The organism is Pseudomonas sp. 24 E 13 (assembly GCF_900004715.1).
In the GTDB taxonomy this organism is placed as follows: Bacteria; Pseudomonadota; Gammaproteobacteria; order Pseudomonadales; family Pseudomonadaceae; genus Aquipseudomonas; species Aquipseudomonas orientalis_A.
In genome coordinates this window covers 12,630-26,643 of the sequence record NZ_CVTO01000154.1, presented here as the reverse complement: position 1 = coordinate 26,643, position 14,014 = coordinate 12,630, and the positions used below count along the sequence as shown (strand labels likewise).

General features: G+C 60.6%; 13 protein-coding genes. 2 read left to right on the top strand and 11 right to left on the bottom strand.

Annotation, left to right across the window (positions count from 1 at the left end):
• Nucleotides 1–67: 67 nt before the first annotated feature.
• Nucleotides 68–1,039: a magnesium and cobalt transport protein CorA gene (locus BFP90_RS23940; RefSeq protein WP_065895469.1), complete on the top strand. Its 972-nt coding sequence runs from the start codon at nt 68–70 to the stop codon at nt 1,037–1,039.
• Here BFP90_RS23940 and BFP90_RS23935 read toward each other — a convergent pair.
• The 3 genes from BFP90_RS23935 to BFP90_RS23925 all read right to left on the bottom strand — a co-directional run bounded on the left by BFP90_RS23935 (nt 1,017) and on the right by BFP90_RS23925 (nt 5,202).
• The gene (locus tag BFP90_RS23935) at nt 1,017–1,748 is read right to left on the bottom strand and encodes an amidotransferase (protein ID WP_065898134.1); all 732 of its coding nucleotides are present in this window, start codon (nt 1,746–1,748) and stop codon (nt 1,017–1,019) included. The two genes, BFP90_RS23940 and BFP90_RS23935, sit on opposite strands and share 23 nt — an antisense overlap.
• Nucleotides 1,749–1,832: 84 nt before the next feature.
• Nucleotides 1,833–3,980 carry a 3-hydroxyacyl-CoA dehydrogenase NAD-binding domain-containing protein gene (locus tag BFP90_RS23930; protein ID WP_065898133.1) on the bottom strand — a complete coding sequence of 716 codons (2,148 nt, stop codon included), beginning with the start codon at nt 3,978–3,980 and terminating at the stop codon, nt 1,833–1,835.
• A 16-nt stretch (nt 3,981–3,996) separates the two neighbouring features.
• Nucleotides 3,997–5,202, bottom strand: coding sequence for an acetyl-CoA C-acetyltransferase (locus BFP90_RS23925; protein ID WP_065898132.1), 1,206 nt, complete (start codon nt 5,200–5,202; stop codon nt 3,997–3,999).
• Between the two features lie 647 nt (nt 5,203–5,849).
• Between BFP90_RS23925 and BFP90_RS23920 the strand changes: the two genes are divergently transcribed.
• Nucleotides 5,850–6,656: a c-type cytochrome gene (locus BFP90_RS23920; RefSeq protein ID WP_065898166.1), complete on the top strand. Its 807-nt coding sequence runs from the start codon at nt 5,850–5,852 to the stop codon at nt 6,654–6,656.
• 185 nt (nt 6,657–6,841) lie between these two features.
• Here the strand turns inward: BFP90_RS23920 and BFP90_RS23915 are convergent, their stop codons facing one another.
• From BFP90_RS23915 to BFP90_RS23880, 8 genes are all read right to left on the bottom strand, one after another.
• Entirely contained in the window at nt 6,842–7,645 is an 804-nt protein-coding gene (locus BFP90_RS23915) for a transglutaminase family protein (RefSeq protein WP_065895456.1), read from the bottom strand.
• A 38-nt stretch (nt 7,646–7,683) separates the two neighbouring features.
• Nucleotides 7,684–9,093: a circularly permuted type 2 ATP-grasp protein gene (locus BFP90_RS23910; protein ID WP_065898131.1), complete on the bottom strand. Its 1,410-nt coding sequence runs from the start codon at nt 9,091–9,093 to the stop codon at nt 7,684–7,686.
• 453 nt (nt 9,094–9,546) lie between these two features.
• Entirely contained in the window at nt 9,547–9,888 is a 342-nt protein-coding gene (locus tag BFP90_RS23905) for a ribonuclease E inhibitor RraB (protein WP_057721151.1), read from the bottom strand.
• Between the two features lie 217 nt (nt 9,889–10,105).
• On the bottom strand, nt 10,106–10,366 hold the full coding sequence (locus BFP90_RS23900; protein ID WP_065887803.1) for a hypothetical protein: 261 nt from the start codon (nt 10,364–10,366) through the stop codon (nt 10,106–10,108).
• 79 nt (nt 10,367–10,445) lie between these two features.
• Nucleotides 10,446–11,051, bottom strand: coding sequence for an START domain-containing protein (locus BFP90_RS23895; protein WP_065898130.1), 606 nt, complete (start codon nt 11,049–11,051; stop codon nt 10,446–10,448).
• A 41-nt stretch (nt 11,052–11,092) separates the two neighbouring features.
• Complete coding sequence (locus tag BFP90_RS23890; protein ID WP_065895459.1) at nt 11,093–11,347, bottom strand: YkgJ family cysteine cluster protein; 255 nt, start codon at nt 11,345–11,347, stop codon at nt 11,093–11,095.
• 160 nt (nt 11,348–11,507) lie between these two features.
• Nucleotides 11,508–11,999: a translation initiation factor 2 gene (locus tag BFP90_RS23885; RefSeq protein WP_065898129.1), complete on the bottom strand. Its 492-nt coding sequence runs from the start codon at nt 11,997–11,999 to the stop codon at nt 11,508–11,510.
• A 94-nt stretch (nt 12,000–12,093) separates the two neighbouring features.
• Complete coding sequence (locus BFP90_RS23880; RefSeq protein ID WP_065895461.1) at nt 12,094–13,533, bottom strand: aminotransferase-like domain-containing protein; 1,440 nt, start codon at nt 13,531–13,533, stop codon at nt 12,094–12,096.
• Between the last annotated feature and the right edge of the window lie 481 nt (nt 13,534–14,014).

Sequence of the window (14,014 nt, the reverse complement as noted above, 5' to 3'; positions counted from 1 at the left end):
CTTCAGGGAACGCCATTCACGCTAAGCTGCCCAACACCTGTCCTCCAGATAAGAAGTGATCAGCACCATGGGTAGAGTCGTTGCCGCCGCCGTCTACAGCGCCGGAAAGAAAGTCACGGATATCACCCTCGACGAAGGTGCGGCCTGGGCCGCCAAACCCGGCCACTTTGTGTGGATCGGCCTGGAAGAACCCAGTGCTCAGGAACTGACCAACCTGCAGCACCAGTTCAACCTGCATGAACTGGCGATCGAAGACGCCATGGAAAAACACAGTCGCCCGAAGCTGGAAACCTTCGGCGACGCGCTGTTTATCGTCACGTACTCACCGGTGCGCGAGAACGGCAAGCTGGAGTTTATCGAGACCCATATCTTCGCCGGCAATGGCTACATCATCACCGCCCGCAACGGGCATTCGGCGTCCTACGGTTTTGTGCGCCAGCGCTGTGAGGCACGTCCGTTGTTGCTGGAGCATGGGGAAGATTTCGTACTCTATGCCTTGCTGGATTTCGTCACCGAAAACTACCAGCCGGTCAGCGAAGCGATCCACGCCGAGATCGATGAACTGGAGCGCAATGTGCTGTGCAGTTCCCTGAGCGAGCGCGATATCCAGAACCTCCACGGCCTGCGCCGCGACGTGCTGCGGCTCAAGCGCTATGTGGCGCCGATGGTGGAGATCAGCCAGGAGTTGCAGAAGCTGAGCTTTCCGTTTATCGACAAGAACATGCGCCCGTATTTCCGTGACGTGCAGATCCACGTCACGCGGCAGATGGAGGACTTGACGACTCTGCGCGACATTGCCAGCCAGACCATCGAGCTCGGCGTGCTGCTGGAGGCCTCGCGCCAGAGTGTGGTGCAGCGCAAGTTCGCCGCCTGGGCGGCGATCCTCGCGTTCCCCACGGCGGTGGCGGGGATTTATGGGATGAATTTCCAGAACATGCCCGAGCTGCAATGGCACTACGGCTACTTTGCAGTGCTCGGGTTTATTGCCGTGGGCTGCACCAGCTTGTGGGCGAGCTTCAAACGGTCGGGTTGGCTTTAGGTTTGTGCGCCACAAAGCGCATCATCCATTCCGCCACGGTCGCACCGTGGTGGTCGCGCTCAAGGCTGGCCACGCCGTTGGTGTAGACCTTTTCGCCCAGGGTTGTCTGAAGAATCTCAAGCAGTTCGCGGGAATAGTCCTGCACGAATTCCGGGTGGCCCTGGAAGCACAATACCTGGTCGCCAATGTGATACGCCGCGATGGGGCAAAACTCACTCGAGGCGATGACCGTGGCATTTTCCGGCAAGGTGGTCACCTGGTCCTGATGGCTGATCAACAGCGTCAGTTCCGGTACTTCCGGGCTCATCCAGGGCGCCTTGGCATCGAGCTTGTAATCGTGGATGCCCATGCCCCAGCCCTGGCTGGCGCGTTCGGTCTTGCCGCCGAGCAGCAACGCCAGCAACTGGTGGCCGAAGCAGATACCCAACAGTTTGTCGCCGCGCTCATAGCGCTCTAGCACGTAGGTCTTGAGGGTCTGGATCCATGGGTCGGTGCCGAACGAGTCGGCCTTGCTGCCGGTAATCAGGTACGCGTCAAACACTTCGTCATCCGGCGGGTATTCACCCTGCACCACGTTGTACACCACAAACTCGGCGGCAATCGGCTGCTTGGCGAACAGGCGCTTGAACATCTGCCCGTAGCCTTGGTACTGATCGATCAGGCCCGGACGCAGGATATCGGTTTCCAGGATGCAGACGCGTAGCGACATAAAAAATACCTGACACGGCGATGGGAATATTGAACACCCCAGAGCGTGCCTTGAAAGGTATCTGCAAAGCAAGCCCCTGGTTGATCAGCAAAAGGTTGCGCCTTGTGCCGCTTTCTCCAGCAACAACGCCGGTGGCGCGAAACGCTCCCCGTACTGCTCGGCCAAATAGCGCGCCCGGGCGATAAAGTCGTCCAGGCCGTACTGATTGATAAACTGCAGCGCGCCGCCACTCCAGGCCGCGAAGCCAATGCCGAAGATCGAACCGATATTGGCGTCGGCGGTGGACATCAACACGCCCTCCTCCACACAGCGCACGGTTTCGATGGCCTGGATAAACAACAAGCGATCGCGCACATCCTGGGGCGAAATCTGTTTATCGGGCTGTTCGAACCGCGTCTTGAGTTCGGGCCACAGGCGCTTCCGGGCGCCTGCCGGATAGTCATAGAAACCGCCACCCGCAGCTTTGCCCCTGCGCTTGTGGTCGTTGACCAGCAGATCGATCACCGCCGTCGCCGGATGGGTAGGCGCTGCCTTGCCCTGCGCTTGCAGGTCCTTGGCGGTTTGCTGTCGGATATGGCTCATGAGGCTGAGGGACACTTCATCGGACACCGCCAGCGGCCCTACCGGCATACCAGCTTTGCGCGCTTCGGTCTCGATCATCGGCGCGGCCACGCCTTCGCCGAGCATGGCGATGCCTTCGTTGGTGAATGTGCCGAATACTCTCGAGGTGAAGAAGCCGCGGCTGTCGTTGACCACAATCGGGGTTTTCTTGATTTGCAGTACGAAGTCGAACCCCCGAGCCAGGGTTTCGTCACTCGTGTGAGCGCCCTTGATGATTTCCACCAGGGCCATCTTGTCCACCGGGCTGAAGAAATGCAGGCCGATGAATTTGCCAGGGTCGGGCACTGCGCTCGCCAGGCCGCTGATGGGCAATGTCGAGGTGTTGGAGGCGATCACCGCGTCTGCACCGACCACGCGTTGTGCGGCGGCCGATACCCTGGCCTTGAGTTCGCGGTCTTCGAACACCGCTTCGATCACCCAATCACAGCCGGCCAGGTCAGCGTCATCCTGTGCAGGGTGAATCCGCGCCAGGATGGTTTCCCGCTGCTCGGCGGTCAGTTGCCCACGGCTGACTTTCTTGTCCAGCAACGCCGCCGAATGGGCCTTGCCCTTCTCGGCAGTGGCCAGGCTGATGTCCTTGAGCACCACGTCAACGCCCGCACAGGCACTGACGTAAGCAATGCCCGCCCCCATCATGCCGGCGCCGAGCACGCCGACCTTGCGCGTCACATAGCGCGCAAAACCTTGTGGTCGCGAGCGGCCGGCGTTGATTTCATTGAGCTGGAACCAGAACGTGCCGATCATGTTTTTCGCCACCTGACCGGTCACCAGCTCGGTGAAATAGCGGGTTTCGATCAGGTGCGCGGTGTCGAAATCCACCTGTGCGCCTTCCACGGCGGCGCAGAGGATTTTCTCCGGTGCCGGGAAACAGCCCTGGGTCTTGCTGCGCAGAATCGACGGCGCAATGGCGAGCATCTGCGCGACTTTCGGGTTCGACGGGGTGCCCCCGGGAATCTGGTAGCCCTTGTTGTCCCACGGCTGCCTGGCCTGCGGATTCGCCAGGATCCAGGCGCGCGACTTGGCCAGCAGCTCGTCACGATCTGCCGCCACGTCATCGATCAGGCCCGCCTGCAATGCCTGTGCCGGCCGCACTTTCTGGCCTTCCAGCAGATACGGCAGGGCTTTTTCCAGGCCCAGCAAACGCACCATGCGCACCACCCCGCCGCCACCCGGCAACAGGCCCAGGGTGACTTCCGGCAAGCCGAGCTGCACGGACGAGTCGTCCAGCGCGATGCGGTGATGACAGGCCAGGCAAATCTCCCAGCCACCGCCAAGCGCCGCGCCGTTGATCGCGGCCACCACCGGCTTGCCGAGGGTCTCGAGGCTGCGCAGTTGGGCCTTCAACACGCCTACGTCGGCGTAGAACGCCTTGGCGTGGGCTTTGTCGACCTGGATCAGCTCATTGAGGTCGCCACCGGCAAAAAAGGTTTTCTTGGCCGAGGTGATGATCACCCCGGCCAGGGTGTCCTTTTCCGCCTCCAGGCGCGCAATGGTGGCCGCCATCGCCTCACGGTAGGCCGCGTTCATGGTGTTGGCGCTTTGGCCGGGCATGTCGAGGGTCAGTACCACGATCTGGTCCTGGCCTTTTTCGTAACGAATGGCGTCGGTCATGACAGTGTCCTTGGGCTCAGAGGCGTTCGATGATGGTGGCGATACCCATGCCACCGCCGACACACAGGGTGGCCAGGCCGTAGCGATGCCGACGCACCTCCAGCTCGTCGAGCAAGGTGCCGAGGATCGCGCAGCCGGTGGCGCCCAAGGGGTGGCCCATGGCGATCGAGCCGCCATTGACATTGACGCGGGCGGCGTCGATGCCCATGTCCTTGATGAATTTGAGCACGACCGACGCAAACGCTTCGTTGACCTCGAACAGGTCGATGTCCTCAACGCGCAGGCCGGCCTTGGCCAGCGCCTTGCGGGTGGCCGGTGCAGGGCCGGTGAGCATAATGGTCGGGTCGGTGCTGGTGACGGCCGTGGCGACAATGCGCGCCCGTGGTTGCAGGCCCAGTTCGCGGCCCTTGGCCTCGGAGCCGAGCAACATCAACGCGGCGCCATCCACGATGCCGGAGCTGTTGCCCGGCGTGTGCACATGGTCGATGCGTTCCACATGGCTGTAGACCCGCAGCGCGGTAGCGTCAAAGCCCATCTGGCCGATCATTTCGAAGCTGGGCTTGAGCTTGCCCAGGCCCTCGAGGGTTGAGTCGCCGCGAATGAATTCGTCATGGTCCAGCAGCACGATGCCGTTCTGGTCCTGCACCGCGATCAGCGACTTGTTGAAGGAACCGTCTGCCCGCGCCCTGGCGGCTTTCTGCTGCGACTGTAGGGCAAAGGCGTCCACGTCCCGGCGGGTGAAGCCTTCCAGGGTAGCGATCAGGTCGGCACCAATGCCCTGAGGCGTGAAGTGGCTGTGCAGGTTGGTTTGCGGGTCGAGTACCCAGGCGCCACCGTCGCTGCCCATCGGCACGCGGGACATGGATTCGACGCCGCCGACCACCACTAGGTCTTCAAATCCGGAGCGTACTTTCATTGCCCCCAGGTTTACCGCCTCCAGGCCCGAGGCGCAGAAGCGGTTGATCTGCACGCCGGCGACGCTGACGTCCCAGTCCGCGACCAGCGCGGCGGTCTTGGCGATATCGGCGCCCTGATCGCCCACCGGGGTGACGCACCCGAGGACGATGTCATCCACTTGGCGGGTGTCGAGGTCGCAACGCTGCGCCAGCGCGGTGAGCAGGCCGGCGACAAGGTTTACCGGCTTGACGCTGTGCAGGGCACCGTCGGCCTTGCCCTTGCCACGGGGCGTGCGTATCGCATCAAAGATCAGAGCTTGGGTCATGATGTCCTCGAACCACAGTGGGCGTATGCCCTTACCTTAGGCCCGATTGACACGGTTTCAATGACGGATGCGCTCATTGCTTTTGACCCCCTCGCTCGGACGAACGGTAGGCAGCTATGAGAAACCCCGGGTTAATCGTTTTAGCTGTCTAGCCTTGGGGTTGGCGCCAAGATGGCACTAGGCCTCATGCCGTTTTAAGCAGAAAACGTGATGAGTTGATATGAAATGGATCTAAGCGCCGAAGAACGAGGGCTCTAAGGTTGAATCTGTAAGAAGCTGCTGCCGGGTTTTGCTGGAGCCGCTGTAAGAAAAATGTCACGCCAGATCGCGATACTTGAGTAACAGGCACGCATTTGACGCTCAGGAATAACAACAAAAGGCAGTCAGCCATGTTCAAACATTCGAAAGTACGTCAGGCGGGACTTATTCTGTTCGCCACCACACTGATTCTGATCTTGCCCAACTTAACCAAGGTTATCGGGTGACGACGCGAGCGACCTGTTGCGCGCACCCACAGCATCGGCACTGCAGCTTTTGGCAGCACCTGCCGGGACATTGCGAATAGCGGTCCCGTTGCGGGGGCTGTCTTTTTGCGTGCGGATTTGCGCTATCGTGCGTTTTCCGCCACTGCGAACCCGGGCTATCCCTTGAAATCGATCCTCGCCTTCGTTGCCCTGCTGCTGGCCCTGCCCGCCTGGGCCGCGCAATTGACCATTGAACTGGACCATGCCAGCAAGACCTGGCAGACCACGGACCTGCTCAAGCACCCCGACGCGCAGACGGTGCAGGTTGTCGATGATGTTTCCTACAAGCGCACCATGACCTATCGCGCAGTGCCTTTGGCGGTTCTCCTGAAGGGCCTGAACCCTGCGAGCCATCTGCAAGCGGTCGCCCTTGACGGTTTTGCCGCTGAACTCGCCGCCGCGCCCCTGCTGCAAAAAAACGGCGCGCGCGCCTGGCTGGCAGTGGAAGACCCGGCCCATCCCTGGCCCGCCCTGACGCCAGGCAAACCGAGCGCCGGACCGTTCTATCTGGTGTGGACCGACCCGCAGGCAGGGCATGTCAGCCCGGAGCAGTGGCCCTTCCAGATCTCCAGGATCAAGCAATTACAGACGGTCGCCGAGCGCTTCCCCGCCTTGTTACCCGACCCGACGTTGCCAGCGGATGACCCGGTCAATCAAGGCTTTGCGCTGTTTCAGAAGAACTGCCTGGCCTGCCATCGCCTTAATGGGGCCGGTGATGCACAGGTGGGGCCGGATCTGAATATTCCCTACAACCCCACTGAATATTTCATCGGCGATTTCCTCAAGCGGTACATTCGCGACCCACAAAGCCTGAGGCACTGGCCGCAGGCGAAGATGCCGGCGTTTGCGGTCAGTGTGTTGCCGGACAACGAGTTGGATCTGCTGGTGGGGTACTTGCGGCATATGGCGGGGCGCAAGCAGATGCCTTGAGGCTCGCGTAGGTGCATTGCCCTAATACCCGTTGTAGGAGCGAGCTTGCTCGCGAAAAATGTCAACGATAACGCGTGCTTTCTGAATGAGCGCGGTGCCTGTGAGTTTTTCGCGAGCAAGCTCGCTCCTACAGACGGTATCAGGGCAATCCCCTTCCCACATTTGGACGGCATTTGGTCTTCAGATTATTGCTGTTGCACGGAAATCACCGGGCTCGGCGCCACGAACACCTTGGCATGCATTTGCTCATGCCCGCCCCCACGGCGCATGCCGCGCACCGGGCAGGCATCCAGATAGTCCAGGCCCACGGCCAGCTTCAAGTGCCGCTCCGGCCGGGCCAACTGGTTGGTCACATCAAAACTGTACCAGGCGTCGTCCAGCCAGGCTTCGGCCCAGGCATGGCTGGCCAGGTGTGTAGTGTCTTCGGTGTACAAATACCCTGATACATACCGCGCCGGAATGCCCAGGCTGCGCGCGCAGGCCAGGAACGCATGGGTATGGTCCTGGCAGACGCCCGCGTGGCCGGCGAAGGCTTCCGCCGCGCAGGTGTCGACCTGGGTGGCGCCCGGCGTGTAGCGCATCGATTGGTTCAAGGCCTGCATCAGGTCGATCAGGGCCGTGCGGTCACGCCGCTGGTGGCAGTGCTGCCGGGCAAAACCGCGCAGGGCTTCGTCGGGTTCGGTCAGGCGCGTGCCGCGCAGGAACGGAAAGGCCGACTGGCTCTCATGTTCAGCCTCGCGCAGCTCGTCGATATCCACCTGGCCACGGGCGCCGATAATGATGGAGTCGTGAGGTTCGTCCAGCGTCAGCACATGCAGGATGTTGCCGAACGGGTCCACCTGTGCCCGCACAGGGCGCGGCAGGTCAAGCTGCCAGCTGAGCACGTGCTGGCGCTCGCTGTCGTGGGGCGTCAGGCGCAGATACTGGATGCTGGCGCGCACCTGGTCTTCGTAGCGGTAGGTGGTTTCGTGGCTGATGGAGAGTCTCATGCCGCCTCCAGGGGGGAACAGTTTTTAATCAACACAGGTCAATCCTCGACCACCCAGGTGTCTTTGGTGCCGCCGCCCTGGGACGAATTGACCACCAGCGAACCTTCGCGCAGCGCTACACGGGTCAGGCCACCGGGCACCACGCGGGTGTCCTTGCCGGACAGCACGAACGGGCGCAGGTCGATATGCCGTGGGGCGATGCCGTTTTCTACAAACGTCGGGCAAGTGGACAAACACAGGGTGGGTTGGGCGATATAGGCGTGGGGCTTGGCCTTGATGCGTGCGCGGAACGCCTCGATTTCCGCAGCGGTGGACGCCGGGCCCACCAGCATGCCGTAGCCGCCGGAGCCCTGGGTTTCCTTGACCACCAACTCGGGCAAGTGGGCCAGGACGTGGGACAACTCGTCGGGCTTACGGCATTGAAACGTCGGAACGTTCTGCAGGATCGGTTCTTCATCCAGGTAAAAACGGATCATCTCGGTGACGAAGGGGTAGACCGATTTGTCATCCGCCACCCCGGTGCCGATGGCATTGGCCAGCACGACATTGCCCGAACGGTAGGCGGCCAGCAGGCCCGGCACGCCGAGCATCGAGGCCGGGTTGAAGGCCAGGGGGTCGAGAAACGCGTCGTCGAGACGGCGGTAGATCACGTCCACCGCCTTGGGGCCGTCGGTGGTGCGCATGAATACGCGGTCATCGCGCACGAACAAATCGGCGCCCTCCACCAACTCCACGCCCATTTCCCTGGCGAGGAAGGCATGCTCGAAAAACGCACTGTTGAAGCGCCCCGGGGTCAGCACCACCACGCTGGGATTATCCAGGGGGCTGGCGCTTTTCAGGGTGTCGAGCAACAGGTTGGGGTAATGATCAATCGGCGCAATACGCTGGGCCGCGAACAGCTCCGGGAACAGGCGCATCATCATCTTGCGGTCTTCAAGCATGTAGCTGACGCCGCTCGGCGTACGCAAGTTGTCTTCCAGCACGTAGTAAGTGCCGTCGCCATCGCGAACGAGGTCGACCCCGGAGACGTGGGAATACAGATCACGGTGCAGGTTCAGGCCCTGCATGGCCAATTGGTATTGCTCGTTGGCCAGCACCTGTTCGGCGGGAATGATCCCGGCCCTGATGATGCGTTGTTCGTGGTACAGGTCGGCGAGGAACATGTTCAGCGCCTTGACCCGCTGGATACAGCCGCGCTCGACCGTTCGCCATTCGCTCGCCGGGATGCTGCGGGGGATGGTGTCGAAGGGAATCAAGCGCTCGGTCCCTTGCTCGTCCCCATAAAGCGTGAAGGTGATCCCTGCACGATGGAACAGCAAATCGGCCTCGCGCCGACGCTGGGCCAGCAGTTCGGCTGGGGTATCGGCCAACCAACGGGCAAACTGGCGGTAATGGGGCCGGACCTGCCCTGCCCCATCGTACATTTCATCGTAATAAGTGCGGATCATGCCGTACTCCTTGTCACCCGGACGCATGGACCTTCGCAAGGCCCGTGCCAGCGGCATAAACACTTGAAAATCAAAAACCTGGACAACCCGGGGATTCTCACTGCACCGTCCTGGTGCGCGTAATCACCGGAGTTTCGCCGCACGCTTCATGGCGATGCGACCTCTGACTATCACCAGCATAGTCAGAGTTGATTTCACTGCCCGCCCGCACCTGCGGATAATCATCTCCATCGGCTGAAAAGGACATGTCCTACAGCTAAACCCTTTGCACAGCCAGTACCGTGTCAGCTCGTGTACTGATCGGCTCCTCGATCTTCCCTTTCAGCCACCCTACTCGGGTGGCTTTTTTTTGGGCGCACACAAAGCGCGCTGCGCGTTGCGAACATTGGCGGGCGGCTCAAACAAAATCGGCCGACCCAAAGGTCAGCCGATGTGCTGTGTTGCTCATAAACGCTACATGGGTAACCCACGCACCTCCTGCTTGACGCCCCAGCCTTCGATGATCCCGCCAAGCGGCTCTACCACTGCCTCAAAGTCCTGCTCGAAGTCTCCTATACCGTCGTAGGTTGCAGACATGATTTTGCTCAACTCCAAGTACCAGGCACCATCGTCGCGTGCGCTGACCTGGGCGTTCAGCGATTCTCCACGAAATCGACCCGCAGCCCTGCGCGCCCGTTCTTCATCAGGAAAAATGGCGTAGAACTCGATGGGGTGAAAGCGTGAGAAGTCGAAGCCGCCTTCTTTCATGCGGCGCAGAACGTTGGTGCTGATGTCTTCTTGATAGGCTGTGCTCATGAAACGTCCTCCTCAGACTGATGGATAGACTTTCCGTGCTTCCTGAAGCTGAAGCCCGCGCGCTACTGGCGCGGGTACCACGGCAATGACCACCGCAGGAAAACAAGCATGTAGCTGACAAGACCAGACCTGAGCGATTGATTCGCTGATCTCGATTGCAGAGTAGCGCGAAGCTACCACCTGCACCAGAGGCGCAAAGATGGCATGCAGGGAATATTCAGGCGGCGGGTTCGACCCTGAGGTCTTTGATACCATTTTGGTCGTGCAAGCTCTTGACCGTAGGATCGGGAACACGATCGGCAAGATCGTTGAGGTCCAGCTTTTCCAATACCGGCGACACGCGTATGCGCACCATCTGTGCGGCCTCTTCCAGCGTCGGCTCATGATCGCAGTCAAATTGCTCGACTACCGGCTCACCACGGTCATTGATGAAAGAAATGTTCCACTTCGGCATCGGTGCCTCCTCGATAAAACCCATGTGTGGGCTCACATCTATCTGGACCTTGAGGGCTCACCAAACGTTCCACTCAAGGCAGGAGGCACAGGATTCGCCGCGCTTACTTCTCGGCGCGTTCCCTCAGGGCTTTCAAGGTGTTGAACGGTGCGTCCACCACAAACTTGTTGGCCAGCCACGACGGCACGCTGCCGCCCGGCTCGGTGTGCACCTGGTAGGTCACTTCGGTCTCGTTGGCGCCTTTGGGCACCAGTGTCCAGGCACCTTGCACCTGGGCGACCCGCACATAGCCTTTCTCTTCAGGCTTGTAGGTCGGCACACCCTCCAGTTTACGGGTGACGGTACCGTCAGCGGACCTTGTGGTGGTGACATGGATGTACGAATCACGGTCCGTCACCGGGAACGGCGCCTTGAACTGGGTGTAGGTCCAGGCCTCATCGCCTTTCTTGTCGACGAGCTTTTGCGATTTGCACTCATGAATCCACTTGCAGGCGCCCGCGACGTCCTCCTGCAGCGCAACGATCTTCGCCACTGGCGCCTTGATCACGGTCACCCCGCGATAGGCCTTGTACTTGGAACCGGCCACTTCGCTCAGGGACACTTTGATCCCGTCCTCGTCCTTGGCCACTTGCCAGTCCTCGGCCTGGGCAGCACCGGCGAACATCATTGTAAAACCACAGACCACAGCCATTCGTTTCAGCGAACCCATCGATGTATTCCTTATTGTTGAAGTTCCGATAGTAAAGCCCATCAAGCCGCCGTCATCTGCTCCCACCAGCCGATCAAGCGGATCGCATCGGCCTGGTCGTTGCCGCAGACGTCGATATCTGCCTTGAAAGCGCTGCACACTGCCGGCCGCTCCGGTTGGCCGAACAACTGGCAGAGTTGTTCGATCGACAAGTGCAGGCAGCGAACGCCCGCAGGTTTGCCCTGGGGCATTCCCGGCAGCGGCGAACTGATGGAGGGGGCGATGCAGCAAGCGCCACAGCCTTCACGGCATTTCATGACCAGCAGGTCCTCGACGACTCAATGGGATGGCCGGGCTAGAGTACGCCCTTAAACAGCCGTTTTAAAATGGTCCAACAGGGGTTTTTCGCACAAAACAAAGATGACTGACCAGTCTGCGACAAATGGTCAGGGCCGTGGGTCACCGATGATCGAACGTTTATCGCTTGAATTCGAAATCCAGCGCGGCACCTTCCACATCACGCCGCTCATCGTTACGCAATTGCAGCTTCATCTCGTTGCTGAGCAAGCGGCCATTGATCTGGAATGCGCTGTTGTCGGAAGGTTTTTCACTGAACATTGGCGGCAACAACGGCACGCTCTTGGGCTTGGGCATGGTGCCGATGGGTTGCAACAGCCTGACCATGTTCGAGGGTAAAGACAGGTCCAACTGTGCCGGTGGCAGTTTGGTCTGGGCGACTTCGCGAGCGGACTTGGACTTGCTCGCCACGGGTGCGCGCTTTTTTGACTTGGCGGTTTTTTTCTTCGTCTGCGGCGCTTTCTTTACCGGTGCCGGCTTTTGCCCGGCGACGTCCTGCCCGGCGCTTGCGGCGGGCTGGGATTGCGTGACCGGCGATGCCGCCAGCGCAGTGCCAGCGTTGCACAGGCCTAACAAGCCAACTATCCAGACAGCGCGAAAAATAGAGGTCATATCGCCAACAGCATTAACGGCAGAAGGCCATATGCTCGCTTGTTGTGCGGATTATGACAAGCATGGAGATCAATCCTGTCCCCTTTTACCCCCCTCAAATACCCGCCGCCGTCTCCTGGCACAACTGGCTGGCAAGCATTCCCAGGGTCATCAGCGCACGCTCTGCTTCGCGGTTCCACGGGGTACCGCAATTGAGCCGGATACAGTGGTTGAACTGTTCCGTATTACTGAAGATCAGCCCCGGTGCGATACTGATGCCCTGTTGCAGGGCGCGCACGTGCAGTTCCTGGGTATTGACCCTTCCTGGCAAACTGACCCACAAAATAAAGCCGCCAGTCGGGCGGGTCATCTGTGTGCCTTCCGGAAAATACTGCTGCACCGCCAGTTGAAAAGCGCTGAGGTTCTTGCGGTATTCCTGGCGGATGTAACGCAGGTGCCGGTCGTAACCGCCATTCTCCAGGTAAGCGGCAACGCCCATCTGTGTGACGCTGCACGCCGAGTGGGTGCTGAACATCTGCAGACGCTGGATTTCCTGCTGGTACTTGCCGGCAATCATCCAGCCGATGCGCACGCCGGGGGACAAGGTCTTGGAAAAACTCGAGCAATAGATGACCCGGTCAAGACGGTCATAGGCTTTCAGGGCCTTGGTTCGACCCAGTTCGAACATCAGCTCGCCGTAGATATCGTCCTCGACGATCTGGATATCGAAATCCGAGGCCAGGCGCAGTAACTGTTTCTGCCGCTCTTCGGGCATGGTCCCGCCCAGGGGATTGCTCAAGCGCGTGGTCAGCACCAACGCCTTGATGGACCACTGGTTGGCGGCCAGTTGCAGGGCCTCAAGACTCATGCCGGTGGCCGGGTCACTGGGGATCTCGATAACCTTGAGGCCCAGCAGGTCGGCCAGTTGCAGCAAACCGTAATAGGTCGGTGACTCGGCGGCGATCAGATCGCCGGGGCGCGTCAGCACGCGCAGGGACATCTGCAACGCGTCGACGCAGCCGTGGGTGATCACCACTTCGGAGGGGTCCACCACCACGCCGGCATCGCGCATGCGAATCGCCACCTGGCGGCGCAGCGGTTCAAAGCCCGGGCTGAACATGTAGCTGAACGCGCGCGGGCTCTGGAAGCGCGTGACCTTGGCCAGTTGCTGGTGCAACGCCCGGACCGGCAGGTAATCCACACTCGGCACCGCCGCGCCCAGGGGGAATACGCCTTCGCGGCGCGACTCGACCAACACTTGCTGGATGATGCTGCTGCGGGTGACCAACCCCGGACGTTCAACCCGTGCGATATCCGGCGTCGGCGCCGTGAGTGCCGGTGTCTGGTGCACGTAATAACCCGATTGCGGCCGCGCCCTGATCAGCCCCTGGTCTTCCAGGTTGGCATAGGCCTGCAGCACCGTGGCATGGCTCACATTGAGCTGGGAGCTCATCTTGCGCACCGAAGGCACGCGCTCCCCCGGCTGATAGACACCCCGCCGGATGTCCTCAGCCAATTGCTGGGCAATACGTTGGTAGAGCAACAGATTGGTCATGACGCAGCACTCGATTTCACGGGTATTTTATTTTTGTGTGAAACATACCGGCACAGTTTAGAAGTGTACGGGGACAGTTGCCACAATAGTCGAGCACGGGCCGCAGTGACAGAAAAAACTGTAAGGGCGTACACCTGACGAAGTGTGGGAGGGGCTTGCCCCCGATGAGCATAGGTATCTACACAGCTTTGATATGACACCGATATGTGGCGAGGGAGCTAGCTCCCGATGGCGGCCTCTGGGCCGACCAGGATGTTGGTGTCGATCCCGGGCCAAATGTGGGAGGGGGCTTGCCCCCGATGGCGGCCTATGGGCCGACCAGGATGTTGGTGTCGATCTCGGTCCAAATGTGGGAGGGGGCTTGCCCCCGATGGCGGCCTATGGGCCGACCAGGATGTTGGATTGGACCGGGTACATATCCGTTTCTGCGGTAACGGCCACTTAGGGTTCCGCCCTGACGGCGGCTCACTTTTGAAAAGCG

Bases quoted from the DNA above. Each gene is read 5' to 3' on its own strand.
- BFP90_RS23940 (WP_065895469.1), top strand. From the start codon at position 68: ATGGGTAGAGTCGTTGCCGCCGCCGTCTACAGCGCCGGAAAGAAAGTC.
- BFP90_RS23935 (WP_065898134.1), bottom strand. From the start codon at position 1,748: ATGTCGCTACGCGTCTGCATCCTGGAAACCGATATCCTGCGTCCGGGC.
- BFP90_RS23930 (WP_065898133.1), bottom strand. From the start codon at position 3,980: ATGACCGACGCCATTCGTTACGAAAAAGGCCAGGACCAGATCGTGGTA.
- BFP90_RS23925 (WP_065898132.1), bottom strand. From the start codon at position 5,202: ATGACCCAAGCTCTGATCTTTGATGCGATACGCACGCCCCGTGGCAAG.
- BFP90_RS23915 (WP_065895456.1), bottom strand. From the start codon at position 7,645: ATGAGACTCTCCATCAGCCACGAAACCACCTACCGCTACGAAGACCAG.
- BFP90_RS23910 (WP_065898131.1), bottom strand. From the start codon at position 9,093: ATGATCCGCACTTATTACGATGAAATGTACGATGGGGCAGGGCAGGTC.
- BFP90_RS23905 (WP_057721151.1), bottom strand. From the start codon at position 9,888: ATGAGCACAGCCTATCAAGAAGACATCAGCACCAACGTTCTGCGCCGC.
- BFP90_RS23900 (WP_065887803.1), bottom strand. From the start codon at position 10,366: ATGGGTTTTATCGAGGAGGCACCGATGCCGAAGTGGAACATTTCTTTC.
- BFP90_RS23895 (WP_065898130.1), bottom strand. From the start codon at position 11,051: ATGGGTTCGCTGAAACGAATGGCTGTGGTCTGTGGTTTTACAATGATG.
- BFP90_RS23890 (WP_065895459.1), bottom strand. From the start codon at position 11,347: ATGAAATGCCGTGAAGGCTGTGGCGCTTGCTGCATCGCCCCCTCCATC.
- BFP90_RS23885 (WP_065898129.1), bottom strand. From the start codon at position 11,999: ATGACCTCTATTTTTCGCGCTGTCTGGATAGTTGGCTTGTTAGGCCTG.
- BFP90_RS23880 (WP_065895461.1), bottom strand. From the start codon at position 13,533: ATGACCAATCTGTTGCTCTACCAACGTATTGCCCAGCAATTGGCTGAG.